The organism is Radicibacter daui (assembly GCA_030657355.1).
Lineage (GTDB): Bacteria > Pseudomonadota > Alphaproteobacteria > Radicibacterales > Radicibacteraceae > Radicibacter > Radicibacter daui.
In genome coordinates this window covers 3,618,750-3,643,186 of record CP131056.1, presented here as the reverse complement: position 1 = coordinate 3,643,186, position 24,437 = coordinate 3,618,750, and the positions used below count along the sequence as shown (strand labels likewise).

Below are 24,437 nucleotides of genomic sequence, written 5' to 3'. Positions count from 1 at the left end.
TGCCTTTCGGGAACCTTAGTAGATGCCGCCGGTGCCGGAGTTGAGCAGCGGCAGCGGGGTCTGCCCCACCGGCTCCTGAGGGACGGCATTGGGACGCGCAGCATCCGGGCCGCCTTGCGAGACCGGGACATAGACCCCGGTGCCGCCGTGCAGCGGCACGAAGCCGACGCGGTGATGTTCGTCGCCGGGGATGGAATCCAGCATCTGCACCGGGGCGCCCGGCTCCGGCTCGCTGCCGGGGAGGAAGGCTTCCCAGATCACCTTGCGGGCGGGATCGCCCAGCTCCGGCGGCTGTCCGGTATCGACATTGACACGCGTCATGACGAGGCCGGGCGGCACGCGGAAGGGGATGGCTGGCGTGTCCTTCAGGGCATCGCCCATGAATTCCTTCCAGATCGGCGCGGCGACGGAGGAGCCGGTCTCGCTTTTACCCAGCGAGGCCGGCTGGTCGTAACCGACATAGACACCCACGGCAAGGTCAGGCGAGAAGCCGACGAACCAGGTGTCCTTGCTGTCGTTGGAGGTACCGGTCTTGCCAGCAAGCGGCCGGCCGAGGGAGGCGATGCGCACGCCGGTACCGCGCTGGATGACGCCTTCCATGATGCTGACCATCTGGTAGGCGTAGCGCGGATCGACCACCTGCTCGCGCTCATCCGGCGGGTTCGGCACCGGCTGGGACGGGTCGAAGGTCACATTCTCGCAAGCCGTGCAGGGCCGCTCGTCATGCCGATAGATGGTGTGGCCATACCGGTCCTGGATGCGGTCGATCAGCGTCGGTTGGATGCGTTTGCCGCCATTGACCAGCATGGCATAGGCGTTGGTCAGGCGCAGAACCGTCGTCTCGCCGGCGCCAAGGGCATAGGAGAGATAGGGCGGCATCTTGTCATAGATGCCGAAGCGCTCGCCCACATCGCTGATCGGCTGCATGCCGATATAGGCGGCAAGGCGCACCGTCATCATGTTCTTGGACTTCTCCACTCCCTCACGGAAGGTGGTGGGGCCAAGGCTCTCGCCATGATAGTTGCCGGGTGTCCACAGCGGCAGGCCGGGGCCCTGCTCCAGCTCGATGTAATCGTCATCGATGATGGTAGACGGGGTGAAACCGCGCTCCAGCGCCGCCAGATAGACGAAGGGCTTGAAGGCCGACCCCGTTTGCCGCATGGCCTGGGTGGCGCGGTTATACTGACTGATGTTGTAGGAGAAGCCGCCGACCAGCGCGAGCACGCGCCCCGTGTGCGGGTCCATGGCGACCATGCCGCCTTCAACCTTGGGGATCTGGCGCAGCGCGAAACTGCCTTCCGGCAGCTTCTTGCCATCCAGCGTTTCCATCGGCATGGCGTAGATGACGTCGCCGACCTTCAGCACATCATCGGCGCCGCCCACGGCCGGGCCTTGCTGGTTATAGGTGATGAAGCGGCGGGCCCAGGTGATCCATTCGCGCTTGATGGTGCCGTGCGAGCCGTCGGAAAAGCCTATGGTGGCCTTGTCGCGGCTGACCTCGAGCACGACGGCGAGGCGCCAGTCATCATCCCCCGGCGTGGTCGACACTTCGGTCAGCTGCTTCTTCCAGTCATCCATGCTGGCGAAGTGCGTGATCGGCCCGCGATAGCCCTCGCGCCGGTCGAACTCCACGAGGCCGTCGCGCAGCGACCGGCGGGCGATCTCCTGCAGGCGCGGGTCCATGGTCGTGCGCACCGAATAGCCCTGCTCGTAGAGCGCGTCGCGGCCATATTTGTCGATGAGTTCGCGGCGCACTTCCTCGGCGAAATAACCGGCTTGCACCGTCTCGGTGTCGCGCGGCAGGCCGGCATTGAAGGGTTCTGCCAGAGCGGCCTCGGCCTGCTCGTGGGTGATGCGCCCGTCCTCGAACATGCGCCCGATCACCCAGTTGCGGCGATCCAGGGCGGCCTGGCGGCGCGTCACCGGATTGTAGTTGTTCGGGCCCTTGGGCAGGGCGGCGAGATAGGCGGCTTCGGCAATCGTCAGGTTATCGAGCGACTTGTCGAAATAGCTGAGCGCTGCCGCCGCCACGCCATAGGAGCGCTGGCCGAGGTAAATTTCGTTGAGATAAAGCTCGAGGATGCGGTCCTTGGGCAGGATCTGCTCGATGCGCAGGGAAAGGATGATTTCCTTGATCTTGCGATCGAAGCGCTGGTCGAGCGTCAGCAAGAGGTTGCGCGCGACCTGCTGGGTGATGGTGGAGGCACCGACAAGGCGGTGGCCGCCATGGGCGAAGTTTTCCAGGTTGACGACGATGGCGCGGCCAATGCCGGTCACGTCGATGCCCGGATGGTCGTAGAAATTCTTATCCTCGGCGGCGAGGAAGGCGTCGGCCACATGCTTGGGGATGGAGGCGATGGGCACGAAAACGCGCCGTTCGGTGGCGAACTCGCCCATCAGGCGGCCATCGGCGGCATGCACGCGGGTAACCAGCGCCGGCTCGTAGGTGGCGAGCCAGTCGTAGCTCGGCAGGTCGGCCGTGAAGTAGGCGGTTACACCGACAGCGGTAGCAAAACCGGCAATGGCGCCGGTGTAGGCGAGCGAGCCGAGCGTGTAGAGCCAGCCGATCGGCGAGCTGGTGGAGCGTTTGCGTGCGGCGACAGCTTTTTTGGCCCCGGGCTTGCCGTCCTTTTCCGGGCCGGAGCTGCCATCGCCCCCGCCATTGCCGCCGTTATTCCCGCCGCCCTTGCCGCCCTGGTCCCCGCCACCGGCGGGCGTGCCGGCATGGTCGCCCAAAAGGCCGCCGCCGGCAGCTAGTGGCGCCGGCCGCGACGGGCCAGCCGCCGACGACGCGGTATCCGGGCCGAGGCTTGGCGCCAGCCGCCCGTCGCCGCCGGCGGAAATGGCACCACCGGTCCTGAGGGACGGGGTTTTGTCCGAGGCGGGGTTGGCAGGGCGGCGCGGGGCGGAGAAGGGAGGGGTATCGCTCATCTAGGCTCTTGGGGTCCGTTGCCGGGCTCCGGCTCTTGCTCGGGGTTGCTTCAGCCAGCCGGGGCCGGATCACTGACCGGCCTCTCCGCTATCGAAGCGACCAGAAAGTTTGCGGCCCTGCTTAGAGCGCAAATGTGGCGCGGTTTCGACGTCGCGCTCGGCGCCGCCATCAACTTTGCCGCGACTGTATCAGGAACGCCACGTTATGCCGAGCAAAGCTGGCAGGCGAAGCCGGCATGACGGAGTGTGCGCGCCCGACCTGACGGCAACGCTTGTGGAGTGCGAAGAGTTGCGGTGGGGCGCGGGAGCCGTTTGGGCTCAGCCTTCCTGCAGGCGGGCGACCTGGGTGAAATAACCCTGCACGGCCGTGGCGATGGCGGCGGCAAGGCGGTCGCGCTGGGTGTCATCCGTCAGGCGCTTGAGATCGGCATCGCTGGAAAGGAAACCCATCTCGATCAGCACGGAGGGCACGTCCGGCGCCTTCAGGACAACAAAGCCGGCCTGACGCTGCGGATTTTCCAGCATGCGGATGCCCTGCCCGTCCCGCACCTCCGTCACCACCAGGCTGGCGAAGCGCCGGGACAGGCGCATGGTGCTTTCCTGGGCGAGGTCGATGAGGATGTTGGCAAGGTTGTTGTCGTAACCCGACAGATCCTCGCCATTGATGATGTCGGCGCGGTTTTCGCTCTGGGCCAGCAATTCGGCTTCCTTGTCGGATGCCTTGTTGGAGAGGGTGTAGATGCTGGCGCCCCGGATCGCGCGGCCCGGGATGGAATCGGCGTGCAGGGAGATGAAGAGGTCGGCGTTGACGTGGCGGGCCACATCGACGCGGTCGCGTAGCGGCAGGAACACGTCGGTGCTGCGTGTCATGTGCACCTCATAACCGCCAAGCTTGTTCAGCTCGTCGCGCAGCAACAGGGCGGTGGCGAGGGTGATGTTTTTTTCATAGACACCGCCAAGGCCGATGGCGCCCGGATCCTGCCCGCCATGGCCGGCATCGATGACGACGATATGGCGCGGGATGACTGGCGTGCCACGTCCGGGTGCCGGCGCCGGCAAGGGCGGCAGCAGACTGGCGGTTTCGAGTGCGGCGGGCGGTGGCTCGGCTGGTGCGCTCGCCGGCGGCGTCGGGACGGCGGCCGGCAGGGCGCTGAGATCGGTGGTCACGGCGCTACCCGCACCGGCACCGACGGCCCGCGGCGGTGGCGGGGTAAGGCGTACCGCAGCATTGTTGTCGGCAGGCGTCAGCGGCTGTACGTCCGGCGCCGGGGGCGGCACCAGCAGGGCGGTGCTCTGCGTATCGATGGCGGAGCCGCCGGGCAGGTCGATATCGGCATTCCACGACCAGTCAGCCGGCGTGGCGACGGCGTTGACCGTGCCGTTCGGCGCAGCGGCGACATCGAGCACGAAACGCGGGCCGAATCCATCCTGTGGCGGCAGCACGGTGGCGGCCAGGATGCGGCCGGGGCGCGCCAGCGTCAGCTCGATGCGGGTGACGTTGGGGCGCACCTGAATGAGCCGGTAGCCCCACACCACACCGCGATCGAGCCGGCCGACGGCGGGGCCGGCCTGCCAGTCAAGTGCCGGAAAATCGATGGCAATACGGTCGGGTTTGGCAAGCGCGGTCGCCTTGAAGGGCAGGCGTGCGCCCAGCTCGATCACGAAGCGCGTATAGTCGGCATGCTGACCGACACGCATTTCCATGGCGCGCGTGGCAGCATCCGCCGGAATGCCGTCAAGGCATACCGTCGCCACGAGTGCCGCCAGCAGGGCCATAAGCCACAATCTGGGGCGCAGGAGGGGCGCAACGCGCATGGGCTTCAGTTTCAGGACCTTGGGCTTGGTGCGAAGGTCGATCGATCCTGGAGTAAAAGGGTGATCCTTCTCAGTTTTTATCTGAGCGAATCGGTCTAATCAACTGCAAACGCCTGCTGTTACGCGTTCTTTGGCGGTTGGGCAAGGGGCGGGGGCCGCAGGGCAGGGCTGCGCTGGTGCCAATCGCTGCACCCCGCGCGCATTGTTTCTTGTTTAAGCCCGTGCGGGTGTTTATGGTGCCAAATGCGACATACCAGTCGCGGCCCCAGCCATCGACGAACACCTTCGTGAGACTGTGTGGTTGGGTCCCGTCACTCAAGAGTTTGACCTGCCTTCCCGATGGCGAAAAACGCCTTTCAAACGGGAAAACAGGCGGGTTGTTGGACGGGGCTCATGGGGCGCGTGCTGGCTTGGTACTTGACCCTCCTTTCATACGTGGGGTCGAGCAGGGATGGGGATGGGCCGATTGGTCAGGTTCGGACAGGACATGCGCTTGGAGGGCACGCGGCCGTTTTGCGGCGCTGTTGCCCTGCGTGGCGCGTCCGTCCCAGCCGATAACCCCGTAGCTGCCGATATGCCCCTCGCATCAAATTCAGACGCGCCGGCCTGCCCTTGTCGCACGGCGGGCCCCGGGCGCGTTGCAAGGATTTCACTCAATGGCAACACGTATGCTCCTCGACGCCACCCACCCGGAGGAAACCCGGGTGGCCGTGGTCGACGGCAATCGCCTGGAAGACTTCGACTTCGAGGTCGCTTCCAAGAAGCAGCTCAAGGGTAACATCTATCTGGCGCGGGTAACGCGCGTGGAGCCTTCGCTCCAGGCGGCGTTCGTGGAGTATGGCGGCAACCGCCATGGCTTCCTGCCCTTCGCCGAAATCCACCCCGACTATTACCAGATCCCCTATGCAGACCGGCAGGCGCTGGAGCGTGAGCGCGCTCTTGCCGAAGCCGAGGAGGAAGAGGACGAAGACGAAGACGAGCAGGAAGAGCCCGTCGCCGAAGTTGCGGCGCCGGAAGCTGCTGCTCCCGTTGAAGAGATCGAGACTGTTGGCGCCATGGCGGCCCCGGTCGAGGGTGAGGACGAGGCTGTCCACAGCGTGAGCGAAGAAGCCGGCGAGAGCGCCGGTGACGAGGCTGCCGCTGCCGAACCGGCCCAGGCTCCCCGCAAGCCCAAGGTCGAGGAGCTGGGCGGCGACGTCGAGGTTCAGGCCGAGCGCCGCCGGGTGCGCATCCAGCAGCGCTACAAGATCCAGGAAGTGATCAAGCGCCGGCAGGTGATGCTGGTGCAGGTGGTCAAGGAAGAGCGCGGCAACAAGGGCGCGGCGCTGACCACCTACATGTCGCTGGCCGGTCGTTATTGCGTGCTGATGCCCAACACCGGTCGCGGTGGCGGTGTCTCCCGCAAGATCACCAACGTGCAGGACCGCAAGCGTCTCAAGAGCATCATCGAGGCGCTGGAACTGCCGCAGGGCATGTCCGTCATTCTGCGCACCGCAGGCATGGAGCGCACCAAGGCCGAGATCAAGCGCGACGCCGACTATCTCCTGCGCCTGTGGGACGATATCCGCGAGCGCACGCTCTCCTCGATGGCACCCTCGCTGATCTTCGAGGAAGCGAGCCTTATCCGCCGCGCCATCCGCGACCTCTATACCCGTGACATCGACGAAATCCAGGTCGAGGGCGAAGAGGGCTACCGCATCGCCAAGGACTTCATGCGCATGCTCATGCCGAGCCATGCGCGCCGGGTCCAGCCCTACCGGGACGCGGCGATCCCGCTGTTCCAGCGCTACCAGATCGAGCAGCAGATCGACAGCATGCACAGCCCGATCGTGCAGCTGAAGTCGGGCGGCTACATCGTTATCGACCAGGCCGAGGCGCTGGTTGCCATCGACGTCAACTCCGGCCGTTCCACCCGCGAGCGGAACATCGAGGAGACGGCGCTCAAGACCAATCTGGAGGCCGCCGACGAGGTGGCCCGCCAGCTGCGCCTGCGCGACCTTGCCGGCCTCATCGTCATCGACTTCATCGATATGGACGAGCACCGGCACGACCATGCGGTGGAGCGGCGCCTGAAAGAGGCGATGAAGTCCGACCGCGCCCGCATCCAGGTTGGCCGCATCAGCCCGTTTGGCCTGCTGGAGCTGTCGCGTCAGCGCCTGCGCCCGAGCCTGACCGAAACCACCTATGTCGAGTGCCCGCATTGCGCCGGTACCGGCCTCATTCGCACCACCGACAGCGCGGCGCTTCATGTGCTGCGCGGTGTGGAGGAAGAGGGCCTGCGCCACCGCGCTTCCGAGGTGATCGTCTATACCCCGGCGGTCATCGCGCTCTATATCCTCAACCACAAGCGTGACGCCCTGCTCTCCATCGAGCAGCGCTATGGCATGCGCGTGTCGCTGGAAAGCGACGAAACGCTGGTTAACCCGATCTTCCGCATCGAGCGCGTCAAGGCGCGTGCGGCGGACGAGCAGCCGCCGGCGATCCAGTATCGCCAGAACGAGCCGCCGCCCGCCCTCGCTCCGGTCAACGAGCCGGAAGAGGAAGAGGATCTGATCGAGGACGAAGAGGCCGAAGCCGAAACCACCTCCACCGCCCGCGGTGAAGAGGATGGTGGCAATGGCCGTCGTCGCAAGCGCCGTCGCCGTCGCCGTCGTGGCGGCGCCGAAGGCGAGGGCGCCGAGGACGGTCAGCAGTCCGCCGATGCCGCCGCTTCCGATGAGGACGCCGGTGAAGAGGGCGATGACGAAGAGGGTGAGGCCGAGGCCGCGCCGCGCGGCGAAGGTGATGACACCGATGCCGACGGCCAGCGCCGCCGCCGCCGCCGTGGCCGCCGGGGTGGCCGCCGCCGTTCCGCTCGCCGCCGTGAGGATGGTGAAGAGGGAATGGCCGCCGAAGGTGGCGAGGGCGAAAGCGATGACGAGGGCGATGCCTCCGATGAGGATGGCGCCCAGCCGGTGATCGCTGAAGCCGCCGAAGTGGCGGTGAGCGTTGCCGAGGTGGTCTCCGAACCCGTGGCCGAGGTGACTGCCGAAGCAACCGGGGAAAAGCCGGCTGCCAAGCCGCGCCGTACCGTGCGCCGCCGCAAGACCGCGGCAACGGAAGAGGCCCCGGCTGCCGAAACCGCAGAGCCTGCTGCGGAAGCCGCGCCGGAAGCTGCTGCCGAGGCTCCGGTCGAAGCAGAAGCCAAGCCGCGCCGTCGCCGCGCTGCTCCTCGCAAGTCCGCCAAGACCGCTGCTGCCGAAGCACCGGCCGAGGCCGCGCCTGCAGCGGAAGCCGTGGCCGAGCCCGCACCGCAGCCCGCTGCTGAAGTGAAGGTTGAAACCAAAGCCGCACCCGCCCCGGAACCGGAAGCACCGGCAGCCGAGGACACTGCGGCCACCCCGTCCCACACCACGGTGATCGAGGTGGAAGGCGGCAACAAGGATGGTAACCAGCCCCGCCGTGGCGGCTGGTGGCGTCGCCTCGTTTCCTGAGGCCCGGCGTTAACAGACAAAAGGCCCGCCCCGGAGCTCCGGGGCGGGCCTTTTCTTTTTCTGTCTTCAGCTGTCAGGCGGCGCCGCGCGCCTCTGCCGGATCATAGAGGCGTGCTTCCAGCCCGGCCCAGCGCGGGCAGTTGCGGTAGAGCTCTGTAATCTCGCCTTCGGTCAGTGTCGGTACGCGGCGGTTATATTTGCCGCGATTGAGCGCGCCGCCGGCCATGCCCTGCACCTGCTCCGGCCGCACCTTTACATGGTCCTTCACGGCTGCGTAGAGGTCCTGCCCCAGATGTTCGAGCCGCAGATAGTGGCGGGGCTCCTTCTCAAGGAAATAGCCGAGGATGCCGTCCAGTGTGGTGATGCCCTCGAAGAGGCCGATTTTTCGGGCGGCGGACTCGTCCGCGAACACAAGTTCGCCCGCTGCCGTGCGCTCGATCATCTCCCGCGGGACTTCCTGCCCGAATTGATGATGAAGGTGCGAGACGGCCCAGCCGGCAAGGCGGCGGAAGCCGAGAAAGACATCCCGGTCACTGAGATCGATGCCGGTGCGGGTCTTCAGCGCCGAGAGCGATTCATGCTGGAGCACATTATAGGGCTCCCGCACCCCCTCGATCTGCGGAAAGAGGGTGATGAGGATGTCGCAGGTGGTGGTGCCGCCGGTTTTGCCGAAATGCAGCCAGACGAACTTGTCGGTGTAGAGCATCGGGGCCTCCTGCCCGCTGGAGAGCTGCCGGCCGGGAGCCTGCCATGGCAACCCGGCTGCTGCTTACAACGGACGAGGCCCGGCGGGGCGGGCGCTTTTTCTCGAACTGCCGGGCTAGATTACGGCGCCGACCAGATGGCCGATGCCGTAGGTGACCAGCATGGCAAGTGCTCCCCAGAGCGTCACCCGGGTGGCGGCCCGCCACGGGCTGGCGCCGCCGGCCCGTGCTCCGAGGGCACCGAGGATGGCAAGGCAGAGGAGGGAGGCGAGCGAAACCGACCAGGCCTGGAGGGTGAGCGGCGACAGCGCGGCGACGACAAGCGGCAAAGCCGCACCGATAGCAAAGGAGGCTGCCGAGGCGAGGGCAGCCTGGATGGGGCGGGCGGTGGAAATTTCAGATATGCCGAGTTCGTCCCGGGCATGGGCAGCCAGCGGATCCCGGGCCGTCAGTTGCCGGGCAACTTCGCCGGCAAGTTCGCGGCTAAGGCCGCGCTCGACATAAATCTCCGTCAGTTCGTGCAGCTCGAACTCCGGCTCGTCCCGCAATTCCTGCTCTTCGCGGGCAAGGTCCGCAGCTTCGGTGTCTGCCTGCGAGCTGACGGAGACATATTCACCCGCCGCCATCGACATCGCTCCGGCTACCATGCCGGCGATGCCGGCCAGCAGCACTTCCTGCTGTGAGGCGGCAGCGGCGGAAACACCGACCACGAGGCTGGCTGTCGAAACAATGCCGTCATTGGCGCCCAGCACGGCCGCGCGCAGCCAGCCAATGCGGCTGATAAAGTGGGTTTCACCATGCGGCAGACGGTCGGGCATCGGGGCACCTGGGAGCGGATCGGGAGGCTTTTAAACAGCCTAACCGCGTAGGGCCGGAGCCGTCAAAGCGGGCAGCGCGGCGCGCACGCGTGCCAGCGTTGCTTCCAGCGCAGCTTCCTGCCATGGCTCGGCGGTGCCCACCCCCCAGATGGCGCCCGGCCAGGCGAAATCGCCCACCCGGCGGGCCACCAGATGTACATGCAGCTGGGAGACGATGTTGCCAAGGGCGCCGATGTTGAGCTTGTCGCAGGGGAAAGTGGCTTCGATCATTTCGGCCACTTGCATGGTCTCTTTGAAGAGCTGCCGCTGGTCGTCCGCACTCAGCCGGTGGATTTCCACCGCGCCCGCCCGGCGGGGCACCAGAATGAACCAGGGCAGGCGGCAGTCGCGCTTGATCATCAGGCGCGAGAGCGGGAATTCCCCCACAGGCAGCCAGTCAGCCTCAAGGCGTGGATCGAGGGCAAAACCTGTTGCGGACATGGCGCTTCATCTCCCGGATACAACAAGGGCCGCCTCTTCCGGGCGGCCCTTGTTTCTTAAGGTGCTCAGTCTTCCTTGCCGCCATGGGCACGGGACCATTCCACCGGCGCGGCGAGGAAGGCCTTGACCGCCTCCAGCTGGTCGCCGGTGAAGTAACCCTGCGCATCAGCCTCGGCCACCACGTCATGCCAGGTGGCAAGGCCATGCAGGTCCACGCCCTCTTCCTTCAGCTTGGCAATGCCTTCCGGGAAGATGCCGTAGTGGAAAATGACGAAGGTGTGGTGAACGCGCGCGCCGGCGGTGCGCAGGGCGTTGACGAAATTGATCTTGGAGCCGCCATCGGTTGCCAGATCTTCCACCAGCAAGGTGCGCGCGCCTTCCGGCAGCAGGCCTTCGATCTGGGCGTTGCGGCCAAAGCCCTTGGGCTTCTTGCGCACATAGACCATCGGCAGGCCCATGCGCTCGGCGATGAAGGCAGCAAAGGGAATGCCTGCGGTCTCGCCGCCGGCCACGCAGTCGAAAGCCTCGACGCCCACGGCGCGGTCAAGCTGGGCGACGCCCATATCCATCAGCTGGGCGCGGGCGCGCGGGAAGCCGATCAGGCGGCGGCAGTCGACATAAACCGGGCTGGCGCGGCCGGAGGTGAAAATGAAGGGCTCGTCCGGGCGGAAGAGCACGGCCTCGGTCTCGATCAGGATACGGGCGGCACGGCGTGCAAAATCATTCTCCGCGAGCACGGCGGGGCTGGCGGCGGGGGTAAAGGTCATGAAGGTGGCCCTTCTGTTTTCTGGCGATTTGGCGCGGGGAGGTGGATACCCCGCATCATCCCCGGCAATCGGCGGGGCGAAAGATGCGCCCGGAATAACCGCAGTTTGCCGCCTTGTCCATGCCCGCTTTCAGAGCGGCTTTGCCAGCAGCCCTTCGTAAAGCGCCTGATAGTCGAGCGCAGCCTTGTCCCAGCTGTTGTCGTGCGTCATGGCACTGCGCATCACCTGCTTCCACAGCTTCGGGTGTTTCCACAGGTCGAGCGCCCGGCTGAGTGCCCAGGAAAGTCCGGCGGCATCGGCATGGTCGAAGGTGAAGCCGGTGGCGCTGCCATTCTCGATGGCGGCTGGCGTGGCATCCGTGACCGTATCGGCAAGGCCGCCGGTGCGGCGCACGACCGGCAGCGTGCCATAGCGCAGCCCGTACATCTGGGTGAGGCCGCAAGGCTCGAAGCGCGAGGGCACGATGATGGCGTCAGACCCGCCGATAACAAGATGGGAGAAGCCCTCGTCATATTTGAGCTGGGCGCTGATGCGGCCGGGGTAGGCGGCTGCCAGCATGCGGTAACGATGTTCCAGTGCCGGGTCGCCGGTGCCCACCAGCACGAACTGTGCGCCGCGTCCCACGAGGTCGGGCAGGCAGTCGGCCAGCAGGTCGAGGCCCTTCTGGTGCGTGAGGCGGCTTACCACGCAGAAAAGCGGGGTCTGCGGGTCAGGGGTAAGGGCCGAGGCGACCTGGAGTGCCCGCTTGACCGTTGCCTTGCCCGCCATCTTGCTGTCGCTGAAGGTCGCCGGCATGAAGGGGTCGATTCCGGGGTTCCATTCGGTATCGTCAATGCCGTTGAGGATGCCGGCGAGGTTTGACGAGCGCATGGAAAGCAGCCCGTCGAGGCCGCAGCCCAGCTCGGGCGTCTGGATTTCGCGTGCGTAGGTGGGGCTGACGGTCGTCAGCTGGTCAGCATACCAGAGCCCGGCCTTGAGGAAGCTCATGCCGCCCCAGAACTCCAGCCCGTCATGGCGGTAGGCCTCCCATGGCAGGCGCAGGTGGGGCACGTTTTCCGCGGCAAACTGGCCCTGATAGGCGAGGTTGTGCACGGTAAAGACGGTGCGCGGGCGGCCATGCTGGCCCCAGAGGTGGCAGTAGGCAACGGCAAGGCCGGCCTGCCAGTCATGCCCGTGCAGGATATCCGGGCGCCAGCCGAGCGGCGTGTCGGAGAGCGACAGCCAGGCGGCGGCGTGGCAGAGGGCGCCGAAGCGGAACTGGTTATCCGGCCAGTCCTGTCCGCCGGGGGCGTTGTAGGGGCCGCCTGGCCGGGTAAAGAGGTCCGGCGCATCCAGCACGAGGAGGTCGAGCGCGCCGTAGCGCACTGGCAGCAGGCGGGCGCTGGTGGTGCCGAGCGGGCCGGGAATGTCGATGGGAGTGCCGATCTCGCTGCGGGCGATCTTCTGCATCACGGCGGGGTAGCCGGGTAGCAGCACCTTGACCGAGAGGCCCAGCTTTTCAAGCGCCGGCGGCAGCGCTCCACTCACATCGGCAAGGCCCCCGGTCTTGATCAGCGGGTGAACCTCGGACGTGACGAAGAGAACGCGCATCGGCAGGCATCCGGCAAGTGGATGGGGCGGGAGCGAAAAGGCCCGGCCGGATATCCGACCGGGCCTCTAAGCGGTACCCTTAAACCGGTACTGCCCTCAAGCACTTGATGAATTATGCCTTTCCAAGTGCGTCCAGCATCTCCTGGGTGATGAGGGTTATGCCCCCTGCGGTGCGGTAGAAGCGTTTTGCGTCCAGTTCAGCGTCCTCGCCGACCACCAGCCCTTCGGGAATATGGACGCCGCGATCAACCACGCAGCGCGTGAGTCGGGCATGCCGGGCCACGTCCACCTCGGGCAGGATGACGCACTCATCCAGCCAGCTGAAGGAGTTGCAGCGCGAGCCGTAGGAGATGATGGAACGCCGGATGGAAGAGCCGGAGATGATGCAGCCGCCGGAAACGAGGCTGCTGACCGCCTCGCCACGCCGGTTCAGGTCATCATGGACGAACTTGGCGGGCGGGGCCTGCTGGGCGAGCGTCCAGATCGGCCAGCTGGGATCGTAAAGATCGAGCGACGGCGTGACCGAGCACAGGTCCATATGGGCTTCGTGATAGGCATCGAGCGTGCCGACATCGCGCCAGTAGGGATCGTGGCCCGGCTGCTGGGAAACGCAGGAGTAGGAGAGGCGGTGGGCGAATATGGGGGCGCCCTTCGCCACCAGGCTCGGAATGATGTTCTTGCCGAAATCATGATCCGTGGCGGCGCCGAGGGCGTCTTCATTCAGTTCGGAATAAAGTGCGTCGGCATTGAAGATGTAGATGCCCATGGAGGCCAGCGCCTTGTCCGGCTGGCCCGGAATGGCTGGCGGGTCCTTGGGTTTCTCCACAAAGCTGATGATGTGGTCGTTCTCGTCCACATGCATGACGCCGAACTCGGTCGCTTCCATGCGCGGCACTTCCACGCAGCCGACGGTAACCGCCGCGCCGCGCCGCACATGGTCCTCCAGCATCAGGCTGTAGTCCTGCTTGTAGATATGATCGCCGGCCAGGATGACGATATGGCGCGGGGCCAGCGACTGGATGATGTCGAGGTTCTGGTACACGGCGTCGGCCGTGCCGCGGTACCACATCTCCTCGGAAATGCGCTGCTGTGCCGGCCAGACCTCGACGAACTCGTTGAGGTCGGCGCGCAGGAAACTCCAGCCCTGCTGCAGGTGGCGCATCAGGCTGTGAGCCTTGTACTGGGTCAGCACGGCAATGCGGCGGAAGCCGGAATTGATGCAGTTCGACAGCACGAAATCGATGATGCGATACTTGCCGCCGAAATAGACGCTCGGCTTGGCGCGGCGGTCAGTCAGCTGCTTGAGGCGACTGCCGCGGCCTCCGGCCAGGACGAGAGCGAGGGTATGACGGGGCAATTGCCCCAGAGGCATGTCGGAGGCCATGGTGCGTTTTTCTCCCTGGCGGCGCGATGTTATCAGTGTGATGTCGCGGCTGCTCAAGGCAGCCTGCCACAGGCGAAACCACGGCACAACGGGAGGTCGAGCCGCTTGAAGGTCCGGGTTGCGAAGGTATTCAGCGGGGAGGCTGGCACACCGGCTTCGGGAGGTGCGCCGTGGCGAAAGGTCCGCCGGATTATGCAGGTTTTGCTGCTCGCCGGGCTGGCCGGGAGCAGCCTGCCGGCGCCTGCGAGCGCCCAGTCAGCAGGTGGTGGGGCTGCCGGTACTGCGCGGACGCAGGGAGCAGGCGGCGATGCCGGCAAACGCACCGCCGCGGCGGAAACGCTGCAGGAAGTGCGGCACCTCATTATCTGGGACTCGCCTACCCATATGCGCGACAGGCTGCGGCTCGATACCGCGCTGACCCAGGCCTGCCGGGACCGGCAGTTCAACCAACGTTACCTGATGCTGTATCGCGCACGCTTTGCCGAGATTTATCAGGTCGGCGTGGCGTGGATGAACCCGGCCATTCTCTCCGACCCCAATGGCTACGCCACGCGTAACCAGATCTATTATTTTTTCCACGACGGGGGCTGGGACGGTTATCTGCGCTGCGAGGTCTATGTGCAGGACATCGACCATGATTTCGTGCGGGAGTAGGCCGCCGCAGATTCAGATGTCCTGGTCTGCCTTGCCGTCCTCGCGCCAGGGCAGGTAACTCGCCAGCAGGTTCTTGAGGTCGCCCGCACTCTTGGTGCCAAAGCCCGAGATGACGTCGCGATGCCGGGGCTGGCCCTTGTCGTAATAGACGATGGTGACGGTGCCCGGTTGGCCCTTGTAGGTGCCGGTATTTTCCGTCCAGTTGATCGCCAGCAGCAGCGGCTTGCCGCGAAACTCCTTGAGTGCCGAGCGCAGGAAGGCATGCATCAGCGGCGGGGTTTCGTTGGCTTCGAACTCCACCACCATCAGCGGATATTTGCAGGTGATGATCAGTTCGTTGACCTGCGCCTGCGTGCTGCGCTGGAGCATGAAGAACTTTTCCCACAGCAGCGAGCGGGTGATCGCCTTGACCTCGGGGCTGGCACCGGAGCTGGCGGCTTCCGCTTCCAGCGCCTGCCGGGCCTCCACATTCTGCGGCCCCCGGGGTTGCTGGGGAGGTTCGGCGTCAAGCAGCCAGACGAGGGCAGTCATCGCTTTCTGGCGGCCATCGCTGGCTTCCGTTGCCCGGTCTGCCTGCAACAGTTCCTGCCGGATGACATTGCCGGCCCGCAGCGCGGCAAGGCGGACTTCACCGGGTTTCAGCGAGGCCTCGCCGATCAGGCGGCTGTCATCGACGATGAGCAGCGGAAACTGTCCGTGAATCTTGTTTTCAAAAGCTTCGATAAAGGCGCGTTGGCCACGCTGGGCCAGCGGGTCTGCCGGAGGAAACCAGGTGACGGTCAGCATCGGGCGCTGCTGTTCGCGCTGAAGCGCCAGCACCTCGCCCATGGTGACTTCATCGACCCAGAGCGTGCCCCGTTCCTGCAAACCCTGGCGCAGCCGCTCCAGCCGGTCGGCGTCGATACGCTCCTCGGCAGGCGGGCCCAGCATTTCCAGGAGCAGTGCCTGATATCCTTCCCTGGCCTGCGCCATCGCTTCTCCTCTGGCGTCCTTGCGGGAGGCCGAAGCTCTACGGGTGGAGGCGGGCCTCAGGCAAAAGCAAGGCCCGTCAACAGGGTGCAGGATAGATCAGCTTGGCGCCGCTGGGAATCCCATAGCATCCGGCAGGGGGAAGGAGCCTAAGCGCGCAGGCCAAAACCGGCGGCGGCGAGAGCGCGCCGCCGGATAAGCATGGCGTCAGTGGGCATCAGCCCAGCTGGTGCCCGCCCCTGCCTCGGCCACCAGCGGCACCGACAAGGTCAGTGCCGGGGCGGCTGCCCCTTCCATCACCTGCCGCACCAGTGCGGAAGTGGCTTCCAGCTCTGCGTCCGGCACCTCGAACACCAGTTCGTCATGCACCGTCAGCAGCATGCGGGCGGCAAGGCCGGCCTTTTCCAGCGCGCCGGGCACGCGGGCCATGGCGCGCTTCAGCAGGTCGGCGGCGCTGCCCTGAATGGGGGCGTTGATGGCCTGACGTTCCGCGCCGCTGCGGCGGGCGGGGTTCTTGTCCTGGATGCCGTCAATCTCGCAGCGCCGGCCAAAGAGCGTCGTCACATAGCCGTTGGCGCGGGCGAAGGTCTTGGTCTCTTCCATGAAATCGCGGATTTCCGGGAAGCGGGCGAAATAGGCAGTGATGAAGCTCTGTGCCTCGCCGGTGCCGATGCCCAGCTGCTGGCCGAGGCCGAAGCCGGAGATGCCGTAGATAATGCCGAAATTGATCGCCTTGGCGCGGCGGCGGATTTCGGACGTCATCTCCGCCATCGGAACATTGAAGACCTGGCTCGCCGTCAGGGCGTGAATGTCGACCTTGTCGCGGAAGGCCTGTTTGAGCGCTTCCACGCCCGCCATCTCGGCGGCAAGGCGCAGTTCGATCTGCGAATAGTCGACCGACAGCAGTTTCATGCCTTCCGGGGCGATGAAGGCGCGGCGGATGCGCTTTCCTTCCTCGTCACGGGTCGGGATGTTCTGAAGATTCGGGTCGGTGGAGGAGAAGCGGCCTGTGCTGGTTGCCGTGATGGCAAAGGAAGTGTGCACGCGGCCCGTGGCCTGCTCGATCTCTTCCTGCAAAGCGTCGGTGTAGGTGCTCTTGAGCTTGGCGACATGGCGCCATTCAAGGAGCCTGGCCACCACCTCATGCTCCAGTGCCAGCGGCTCCAGCACGGACACGTCGGTGGAGTAGGCGCCGGTCTTGCCCTTGCGCCCGCCCTGCAAGCCCAGTTTGCCGAAGAGGATATCGCCGAGCTGCTTGGGGGAACCGAGATTGAACGGCTCGCCGGCGAGTTTGTGCACCTCGCCCTCCAGCGCCACCATGCGCTCGCCATAGCTTTGCGACAGGCGCTTCAGGTGTTCGCGGTCGACAAGGATGCCTGCCGTTTCCATGCGGGCGACGACACGGGTGAGCGGGCGCTCCACCGTTTCATAAAGCGCCTTCTTGCCGGAGGTCAGCAGCTTCTGGGTCAGGTGCTCCCACAGGCACCAGGTCACGTCCGCATCCTCGGCGGCGTAGTCACGCGCCGCTTCCAGCGGCACCTGCGCAAAGCCGATCTGGCCCTTGCCCTTGCCGCATACGTCTTCGAACTTGATGGTGGTGTGACCGAGCAGCGCTTCGGAGACATCGTCCAGCGAGTTGCCGCGCCCGCGCCCGGAGACACAGTAATGCATCAGCATCGTGTCGTCCCAGGGGGCGATATCGATGCCGTGCTGGGCCAGCACCTGCCAGTCATATTTGAGGTTATGGCCGATCTTGAGGACGCCCGGGTCCTCCAGCAGCGGCTTCAGCAGGGCAATCGCCCGCCCCATCTCGATCTGCTTCGGCTTGTCGGCGCTGAAATCGAGCCCGCCTTCCGGCGCGGCGGCATGGCCGAGAGGAATGTAGCAGGCCTTGCCGGGGGCGAGCGCCAGCGACACGCCAACAAGCCGGGCGGTGGAGGCCCGCAGACTGTCGGTTTCGGTGTCGACGGCCACACGGCCCTGCTTCGTTGCCAGCGTAACCCAGCGGGCGAGCGCCTCCTCATCCTGCACCAGCTCGTAAGCCGAGCGGTCGGGCGTGGCGGTGATGGTGGCGTGCGGGCCAGCAAGCTTCTGCTCTTCTGCCCCGGCCATGTTTCCGGCGCTCTTGCCGGCTGCAGGCATCGGCTTTGGTGCACTGGCGCGCTGGGCGGTACCATCGACGCCGAGCTTGGAGACGATGGATCTGAAGCCCTGCTCTTCCAGGAAGGAGACCAGCTTGCCGTCGGACTTCAGCTTTGCCGTCAGCTCGTCCAGCCCCTCGGTCACCGGGGCATGAGCATCGAGCTGGACGAGGCGGCGGGAGATGCGGGCCATCTCGGCATGCTCGATCAGGCTTTCGCGGCGCTTGGGCTGCTTGATCTCGCCGGCACGCTCCAGCAGGGCATCGAGATCGCCATATTCGGTAATGAGCTGGGCGGCGGTCTTGAGGCCGATGCCGGGCACGCCGGGTACGTTGTCGACGCTGTCGCCGGCCAGCGACTGCACATCGACCACCCGGTCCGGCGCGACGCCGAATTTCTCGAACACTTCGTCCGGGCCGATGGCCTTGTTCTTCATCGGGTCGAACAGGTCGACGCCGTCGCGAACCAGCTGCATCAGGTCCTTGTCGGAGGAGACGACCGTCACATGCCAGCCGCGCTCGCGTGCAAGGCGGGCATAGGTGGCAATCAGGTCGTCGGCCTCATAACCTTCCATCTCGATGCAGGGCAGGTCAAAGGCGCGCACGCATTCGTGGATAATCGGGAACTGCGGCACCAGTTCTTCCGGCGCCGGCGGGCGGTGGGCCTTGTAGTCCGGATAGAACTCGTTGCGGAAATTCTCGCGCTTGGCGTCGAAGATCACCGCCAGATGATGGGCGTGGTGGTCCCGCAGCAGCTTCATCAGCATGTTGGTGAAGCCATAGACGGCGTTCACCGGCGTGCCGTCCGGCCGTGTCATCGGCGGCAGGCTGTGGAAGGCACGGAAGATGAAGCCTGAGCCGTCCACGAGGTAAAGCGTGGTCGGGCCGGCATCGGCAGGGGCGGCGCCGCTCTGGGCGGTTTCGGGCAGGTCGCTCATGCCGGCAGGAAAGGCTGCGGCAGGGGCGGTGTCAAGCCTCAGGCCGTCGCCGTGAGTGCCTGCTGTGCCAGACCCACCAGTTCCATCAGCTGCGGGGCATAACGCGCTCGCTCGGCAGCCGGCATCCCGGCAAGGCGCTGGGCCATGGCCGCCAGCAGGCGGGTAAGCTCGCGGTTACGCGCCTCGCGCTCGCGCCGGTTCTGCAATGCCTCGCCCCAGCTGACGCGCGCATTGTGCGCCAGCGCCCGCATGATCTCGGCATTGCCGGGATCGACAGCCGAGACCAGTGTGATCTCCGCCTGCCAGTTGGGATTTGTCCCGGGCAGGATATCGGCCTGCAAACGCAGCTGGCTTTCCGCCGCGCGGCGGGCCGCGGCGGCGGGAACCGGCACGGGGACGATCTCGGCCACGGTCTGCAGCCCGTCCGGGATGGTGCCGGCTTCGGCATGCGGGGCAGGGGCCGGTTCGGTCGGCGCCGGGATGATTACCGTTTCTTCCACCGGCTCGACGGGCGGCGGCAGGATGATCTGCGGTGCGGTTTCGACAGCGGCAGTATCGGGCAGAGTTTCCTGCTCGCGGCTGGCGGCAGTGGCGGCATCATCCGCCGCAGGCGGCAGCGCGGCGACCTGAACGGCCGGTTGCGGCGGTAGAATAACGGTCGGCGGGGCATCGGCCATCTGCACGGCGGGCTGGCCGGCAGCGCGCGCTTCGGCCACCAGCGTCTCGCGCATCTGGTCCTGCACCGACATCATCTTGAGATGCGCCAGCTTCTTGGCGGCGTACCCGTCGCGGATGCGGCGGTCGCGCAGGAAGGTCTCCGGGTCCATCTCCGCCTGCAGGCCCTGGCCGACATATTGCCGGGCGAGGCGCTGCGCGCTGCCGAGGCCGCGCAGATAGGCTTCCATGGCGAAATGCAGCTGGGAATCCGCCGCAAGGCCGAAACCGTCGAGGGCGTGATAGGTCTCGACGAACTGGCGCGTCGTCATGACCGACATGCGGTCGCGGTCGAACCGGTCATCAAGGCCGATGAGCGTGCGTTCCAGCCAGCGTCCGGCCGCCGCAGTGCTGAGGCCTTTGCTGGCCTTGAGCCGGGCTTCGGCCACGCTGGCCTCGACCTTCTTGCGCAGCGTATCCACATCGGAGACGAAGTGGATGGACATCCCTTCCGCCTTGCGGTCCTGCATCCAGGCGCCGATGACCTGATTGGGGCCGACGGCACCCTTGTCGCTGATGAGGCGCGCAGCCGCTACCTCGGGGCTGAGACGCAGCAGATCGGCATAGGAGATGAGGTCAGTCTCGATATCCTGCAACGCGATCTGGTAGTTGGCCGGCGTGAGCTTCAGGCCCGCCTGCTGGCCGATGGCCTGCATGGCGGTTGCTACATCATCGGGAAAACGCGTCTTGCGCAGGCGCTGGGCAACGGGCCGGGCCTCGGTGCGGTCGCACAGCTCGACGGCATAGCGCGCATAGATGCGCTGCTTGGCATCGGGCAGGATCAGCGCATGGCGCTCCACCCGGCGCAGCAGCTGGCCTTCCTTGCCTGGCAGGCCGGTTACGAACAGGCGGGTGGCGTCCCACAGATCGTCCCGCTGGGCGAGACGTATGGCGATCTCTTCTTCCTCGGCGTCCAGCACCGGGGAATATTCCCGCTCCAGCGCTTCGGAAACGCGGCGCATCTCCGGATCGGCAATGGCAATGGCCCGCTGGCTGGCATTGCGCTTCAGCCACTCGAATTCCTCGGCGCTGCGGGCCAGCAGGTGGCGGCCGGCGCGCGCGGCGATGCGGGCATTGCCGTCGGTATAGACGGTGCCGGTCTCGGTATTGATCAGCCAGTGCCAGTTGATAACCGGCAGGTCCTTGCCGAAGGCCGACTTGTATTCGTCGGCGATCAGGGTCGCGATGTGCTGCGGGCCCTGGACGGCATCCGCCTGGTCGATATCGAGCTGCGGTGTCGGCAGGGCGCCGCGCAGCGAGACGGGCATGGCCGCGTCATTGTCATTTGCCGGGGCGGTGTCGGCTGTCACGGCAATGGCGGGCAGCGCACGCACGAGGGCGGCCGGCGGCACCACAGCAGCGGCGACCGGAGCCGGCGTCTTGGCAGCTACCTTCGGCGCGGCCTCGACAACGGCCGCAGGCTTTTGCACGTCAGGCTGGCTGGCAGCCGGAGCGGCAGCCTCGGCAATTTCAGCTTCGGCAGCGGGCGGAACGACGGCGGGCGTGGCGGCAACCGGCGCTTCAGCGAGCGTTGCCGGTTTGTCTTGATTTGCGGCAGCCGGAGCGGGCGGGACGGCAGGGAGCGCTGCGGCCATATGCGCCGCCGGCTTTTCTTCCGGCATTGCGGTGGCCGGGCGTGGCTGTGGCACCATACTGGCGACAGCCGTCGCCGCCGCGCTTCCTTCCGGTGCCTTGAGGCGGGCGAGGAAGGTGGTCGGCGCCTCGCGGGTCACGAAGGCATAGTTGCCGACGGTAAAGTCGCGGTCGCTACCGGGTTTGGCCAGCGTGCCATCATCCAGCACACGGCGCAGGCCATCCAGCATCTCGCGGCGATAGGCGATGCGGGCTTCCAGCTGCATGCCCAGCAGTTCGGCATCATGCACCAGCAGGATGTTGGCGGGTCCTCGTGCCGCGGTTTCAGCATCAACCAGCACTGTCTTGCCGACGATGTTCCAGCCGTCCTTGCTGCTGGTATCCGGCGGGGTTGCCGCAGCGACCGTTTCGGTCGCGGCAGGCGTGCTCGCGTCGGGCTTGCGGTTGGCATTGGCAACGGTCGTGGTCGCAACAGCCTGGGCGGCGTCGGCATGGCTGGTGGCGATATCGACGGCAGTGGCCGCGGCCTCAGCACTCGGCGCCATGGCAACGGAAGCCGCCGTGCCGGTGGTGGCTGCCGGGGACGCCTCGACGCTCAGCGTCTTCGGTGCGTCCTGCTTGATTTCGGGCAGAATCCCGGGCTGAGAGGCCGGTTTGGCCGGCGTGGCGTCGGGAGTAGCGCCGGTGGTCAGGCCGCTTTGGCCGCCGGGGCCGGCGCAGGCGGCAAGCCCGGCACCGGCTGCCAGAATAGAGGTTGTTGTCAGCCAGCGACGAAGGGCGGCTTCTGAGGAAAGGGAGCGGAAAAGTCGGCCAAAGCCGTTCGACGCGCCTTGGGGCATTCGGCTTATCCTTCGTGCTGCTACATGCGGCAATTCACCTTTCCCGATCCAAGCACGCAGCGTGCCAACCAGGGGCAAGCACGCGGATTATGGCCGGAATGTGATGAGTTACCATATAGGGGCAGCCACGATCTGCCAACCCGATTGAGTCTCCCGGTATTCAGGAGCGGCAGGGATTGCCGTCAGCGCGCGGCAAGGCCGGCAACAAAGGCCGTCAGGCTCTCCCCGGCAAAGGCCAGAATGGCGTCGTCCACCAGCAATCCGGCCTCGACCTTGGTATTGGCGAAAGGCACCACGATTTCCTTGCCGATGAAGACGCGGGCGAGGACCCCGTTCAGCGTATATTTGAGCTGCGCCTGAGCCCGTACACCGCCAAGGGCTCCGCCAGACGTCGAGACGATGAAACAGGGTTTGTCCTTGAGCACTGACTCATAGGCAGGACGGGACGCCCAATCGATGGCGTTCTTGAGCACGCCGGGTACGCCGTAATTATATTCCGGCGTCACGAAGACCAGCCCGTCCGCTGCCGCGATCTGGTGCAGGAAGGCTGCGACAGCGCCATTGTCGGTAATATCGGCATTATAATGGGGCAGGGCGCCGATATCGGCCATCTGCACCTCAACCGCCGGGTCCAGCCGATGGATCATCGCCCGGGCGGTCGCTTTTGCCGACGAGGCCTGGCGCAGGCTTCCCACAAGAAACAGTAAACTCGGCATGGTTTTCCCACTTTGCGGATGGTGAGCCCTAGAAGCGGGCGAGCCAGGTGGCGATGGGGGGGCATAAGGCGATGATGACCAGCGCGACCAGCATGGCGATGACGAAGGGGAAGGCCCCGCGGAAGATCTCGCCAACGGTCAGGCCGGGATCATCCATCGCCGATTTGATGGTGTAGACAGAAAGCCCGAAGGGCGGCGTCAACAGCCCGGTTTCGATGGCAATTACCGTCAGCACGCCAAACCAGATCGGGTCGAACCCGGCGGAATGGGCGACCGGCAGGGCAATCGGCAGCAGAATCAGCATGATCGAGATGCTGTCGATCAGGCAGCCAAGCAGAATGATCAGGATCAGGTAGAAACACAGGAACCCGACCGGTCCGACGGCGCTGTCCAGAAAATAGGAAGCCAGCTCCCGTGGCATGCCGGAGAGCGCCAGCATGCGGCTGAAGAAACTCGCGGCCAGGATAAGGAACAGCACCGACACGGTGATCTGTCCGGTCTGCACCAGAATTCGCCAGAAGGCCCTGCCATCGAGGGACTTTCTGAGCAGGGCTATGACCAACGCTCCTGCCGCCCCTGCAGCCCCGGCCTCGGTCGGGTTGAAAAAGCCGCCATACAGCCCGCCCAGCACCAGTAGCATCAGCACGAGGATGGGCGTGAATTTGCGCACGAGGATGAGGGTGCTGAACGCCTCGGCGCTTTCCTTGTTTTCCGTGGCAGAGAAAACGAAGTCCGGACGGCGCTTTGCCAGCAACAGAATCGTCAGGGTAAAGATGACGGTGAGCAGGATGCCGGGGCCGATGCCCGCCAGGAACATGCGCCCGACCGACTCTTCCGCCAGCACCGCATAGATGATGAAGAGCAGCGAGGGCGGGATGAGCATGCCCAGCACGGAGGAGCCGGCAACGACGCCGGTGGCGAATTTGCGCGTATAGCCATGGCGTTGCATCTCCGGCACCGCGATGCGGCTGAAGACGGTGGCCGAAGCGATGGAGATGCCGGTGATGGCGGCAAAGACCGCGTTGGCAAACACAGTGGCGATGCCGAGCCCGGCCGTGACCCGGTGCAGGGCGCGCTGAAAAACATCGAACGTATCCCTGCCGACCCCGGAGATGGTGACCAGGAGCCCCATCAGCACGAAGAGCGGCACGACCGCGTAGAGATATTCCTCAAGGCTGTCATTGGCGACGGCGCCCAGCATGCGCACAGCCACCGGTTCGCCGCGGATGAAGGAGACGGCACCGAAGGAAACGAGCAGCATTGCCACGCCGATGGGCATGGAGAGGAAGATGAGCAGGATGAGCGCGGCGATGGCGATCCATCCGATTTCGACCGGGCTCATGACGGGTTCCTCCGGGACGGGAACAGTTTGCCGAGCTCCCGCAGGGCAAGATCGACGAATTGAAGGGCCGCAGCCGCCATGCCGAGCATGATGAGCGCCCGGAACGGCCAGGTCGGCAGGGTGCCCATGCCGGTCACGCCGATGAACTCGCCGGCGGCCAGGTCCTTGCTGAAGATGCCGGCCGATGCCCAGGCGACGATGCCCAGCATCGCCGCGCCGGCAAGACAGAAGCTGGCTTTCAGCACGGCGCCGAAACGTGGAAACCGGTCCGTGACCTCGCCGATGAAAAGCTCGACGAAGGCCAGTCGTCCGGCGCGGATGGTGCTGGCCAGCTGAAGGGCGACGATCAGCACCACCAGCAGTGCGCCGCTTTCCGACACCAGCGGAAGCGAGGAGCCGAAGATGTTCCGCGCCACGATGTCGGCGCAGATGATGAGCATCAGGATGCCGATGAGCACGGTGCCGAGGGCGGCGAGGCCGTCGACGATGACGGCCCAGCCGCGCCCGATCACGGTGGCGGGCCGCCCCCCGGAGGGGGCGGCGCTTGGGGTGGGGTTTGTCACGGGGATC

Annotated in this window: 16 protein-coding genes; 2 read left to right on the top strand and 14 right to left on the bottom strand. The window is 65.9% G+C overall.

What is annotated here, in order from left to right; translation table 11 throughout:
• Positions 1–15: 15 nt before the first annotated feature.
• Positions 16–2,931: a penicillin-binding protein 1A gene (locus QTL98_RS17010; protein ID WP_445679656.1), complete on the bottom strand. Its 2,916-nt coding sequence runs from the start codon at positions 2,929–2,931 to the stop codon at positions 16–18.
• Between the two features lie 318 nt (positions 2,932–3,249).
• Positions 3,250–4,746 carry an N-acetylmuramoyl-L-alanine amidase gene (locus QTL98_RS17005; RefSeq protein ID WP_445679655.1) on the bottom strand — a complete coding sequence of 499 codons (1,497 nt, stop codon included), beginning with the start codon at positions 4,744–4,746 and terminating at the stop codon, positions 3,250–3,252.
• A 656-nt stretch (positions 4,747–5,402) separates the two neighbouring features.
• Here QTL98_RS17005 and QTL98_RS17000 point away from each other — a divergent pair.
• Positions 5,403–8,219 carry an Rne/Rng family ribonuclease gene (locus tag QTL98_RS17000; RefSeq protein WP_445679654.1) on the top strand — a complete coding sequence of 939 codons (2,817 nt, stop codon included), beginning with the start codon at positions 5,403–5,405 and terminating at the stop codon, positions 8,217–8,219.
• 73 nt (positions 8,220–8,292) lie between these two features.
• Here the strand turns inward: QTL98_RS17000 and QTL98_RS16995 are convergent, their stop codons facing one another.
• From QTL98_RS16995 to glgC, 6 genes are all read right to left on the bottom strand, one after another.
• A complete protein-coding gene (locus QTL98_RS16995; RefSeq protein WP_445679653.1) occupies positions 8,293–8,925 on the bottom strand; it encodes a hypothetical protein in 633 nt (210 codons plus the stop codon).
• 114 nt (positions 8,926–9,039) lie between these two features.
• Positions 9,040–9,741 carry a VIT1/CCC1 transporter family protein gene (locus QTL98_RS16990; protein ID WP_445679652.1) on the bottom strand — a complete coding sequence of 234 codons (702 nt, stop codon included), beginning with the start codon at positions 9,739–9,741 and terminating at the stop codon, positions 9,040–9,042.
• A gap of 39 nt (positions 9,742–9,780) precedes the next feature.
• Positions 9,781–10,221: an HIT domain-containing protein gene (locus QTL98_RS16985; protein WP_445679651.1), complete on the bottom strand. Its 441-nt coding sequence runs from the start codon at positions 10,219–10,221 to the stop codon at positions 9,781–9,783.
• Positions 10,222–10,286: 65 nt separating this feature from the next.
• Positions 10,287–10,988, bottom strand: a complete 702-nt coding sequence (locus QTL98_RS16980) for an orotate phosphoribosyltransferase (RefSeq protein ID WP_445679650.1) — start codon at positions 10,986–10,988, stop codon at positions 10,287–10,289.
• A 129-nt stretch (positions 10,989–11,117) separates the two neighbouring features.
• Complete coding sequence (gene glgA / locus QTL98_RS16975) at positions 11,118–12,578, bottom strand: glycogen synthase GlgA (RefSeq protein WP_445679649.1); 1,461 nt, start codon at positions 12,576–12,578, stop codon at positions 11,118–11,120.
• A 112-nt stretch (positions 12,579–12,690) separates the two neighbouring features.
• Positions 12,691–13,962 carry a glucose-1-phosphate adenylyltransferase gene (gene glgC, locus QTL98_RS16970; protein WP_445679648.1) on the bottom strand — a complete coding sequence of 424 codons (1,272 nt, stop codon included), beginning with the start codon at positions 13,960–13,962 and terminating at the stop codon, positions 12,691–12,693.
• 192 nt (positions 13,963–14,154) lie between these two features.
• On the opposite strand from glgC, the gene QTL98_RS16965 reads away from it, so the two are divergent.
• The gene (locus QTL98_RS16965) at positions 14,155–14,616 is read left to right on the top strand and encodes a DUF8265 family protein (protein ID WP_445679647.1); all 462 of its coding nucleotides are present in this window, start codon (positions 14,155–14,157) and stop codon (positions 14,614–14,616) included.
• Positions 14,617–14,628: 12 nt separating this feature from the next.
• On the opposite strand, the gene QTL98_RS16960 is transcribed toward QTL98_RS16965, so the two are convergent.
• The 6 genes from QTL98_RS16960 to QTL98_RS16935 all read right to left on the bottom strand — a co-directional run bounded on the left by QTL98_RS16960 (position 14,629) and on the right by QTL98_RS16935 (position 24,430).
• The gene (locus QTL98_RS16960) at positions 14,629–15,588 is read right to left on the bottom strand and encodes a hypothetical protein (RefSeq protein ID WP_445679646.1); all 960 of its coding nucleotides are present in this window, start codon (positions 15,586–15,588) and stop codon (positions 14,629–14,631) included.
• A gap of 204 nt (positions 15,589–15,792) precedes the next feature.
• Entirely contained in the window at positions 15,793–18,663 is a 2,871-nt protein-coding gene (gene polA / locus QTL98_RS16955; protein ID WP_445679645.1) for a DNA polymerase I, read from the bottom strand.
• Between the two features lie 38 nt (positions 18,664–18,701).
• On the bottom strand, positions 18,702–21,809 hold the full coding sequence (locus tag QTL98_RS16950; protein ID WP_445679644.1) for a hypothetical protein: 3,108 nt from the start codon (positions 21,807–21,809) through the stop codon (positions 18,702–18,704).
• A gap of 182 nt (positions 21,810–21,991) precedes the next feature.
• The gene (locus QTL98_RS16945) at positions 21,992–22,525 is read right to left on the bottom strand and encodes an NADPH-dependent FMN reductase (RefSeq protein ID WP_445679643.1); all 534 of its coding nucleotides are present in this window, start codon (positions 22,523–22,525) and stop codon (positions 21,992–21,994) included.
• Between the two features lie 28 nt (positions 22,526–22,553).
• Positions 22,554–23,867 (bottom strand): TRAP transporter large permease, encoded by a 1,314-nt coding sequence (locus tag QTL98_RS16940; protein ID WP_445679642.1) that lies wholly within the window; start codon positions 23,865–23,867, stop codon positions 22,554–22,556.
• Positions 23,864–24,430: a TRAP transporter small permease subunit gene (locus tag QTL98_RS16935; protein ID WP_445679641.1), complete on the bottom strand. Its 567-nt coding sequence runs from the start codon at positions 24,428–24,430 to the stop codon at positions 23,864–23,866. The genes QTL98_RS16940 and QTL98_RS16935 overlap by 4 nt, the downstream gene beginning before the upstream one ends.
• Positions 24,431–24,437 lie beyond the last annotated feature (7 nt).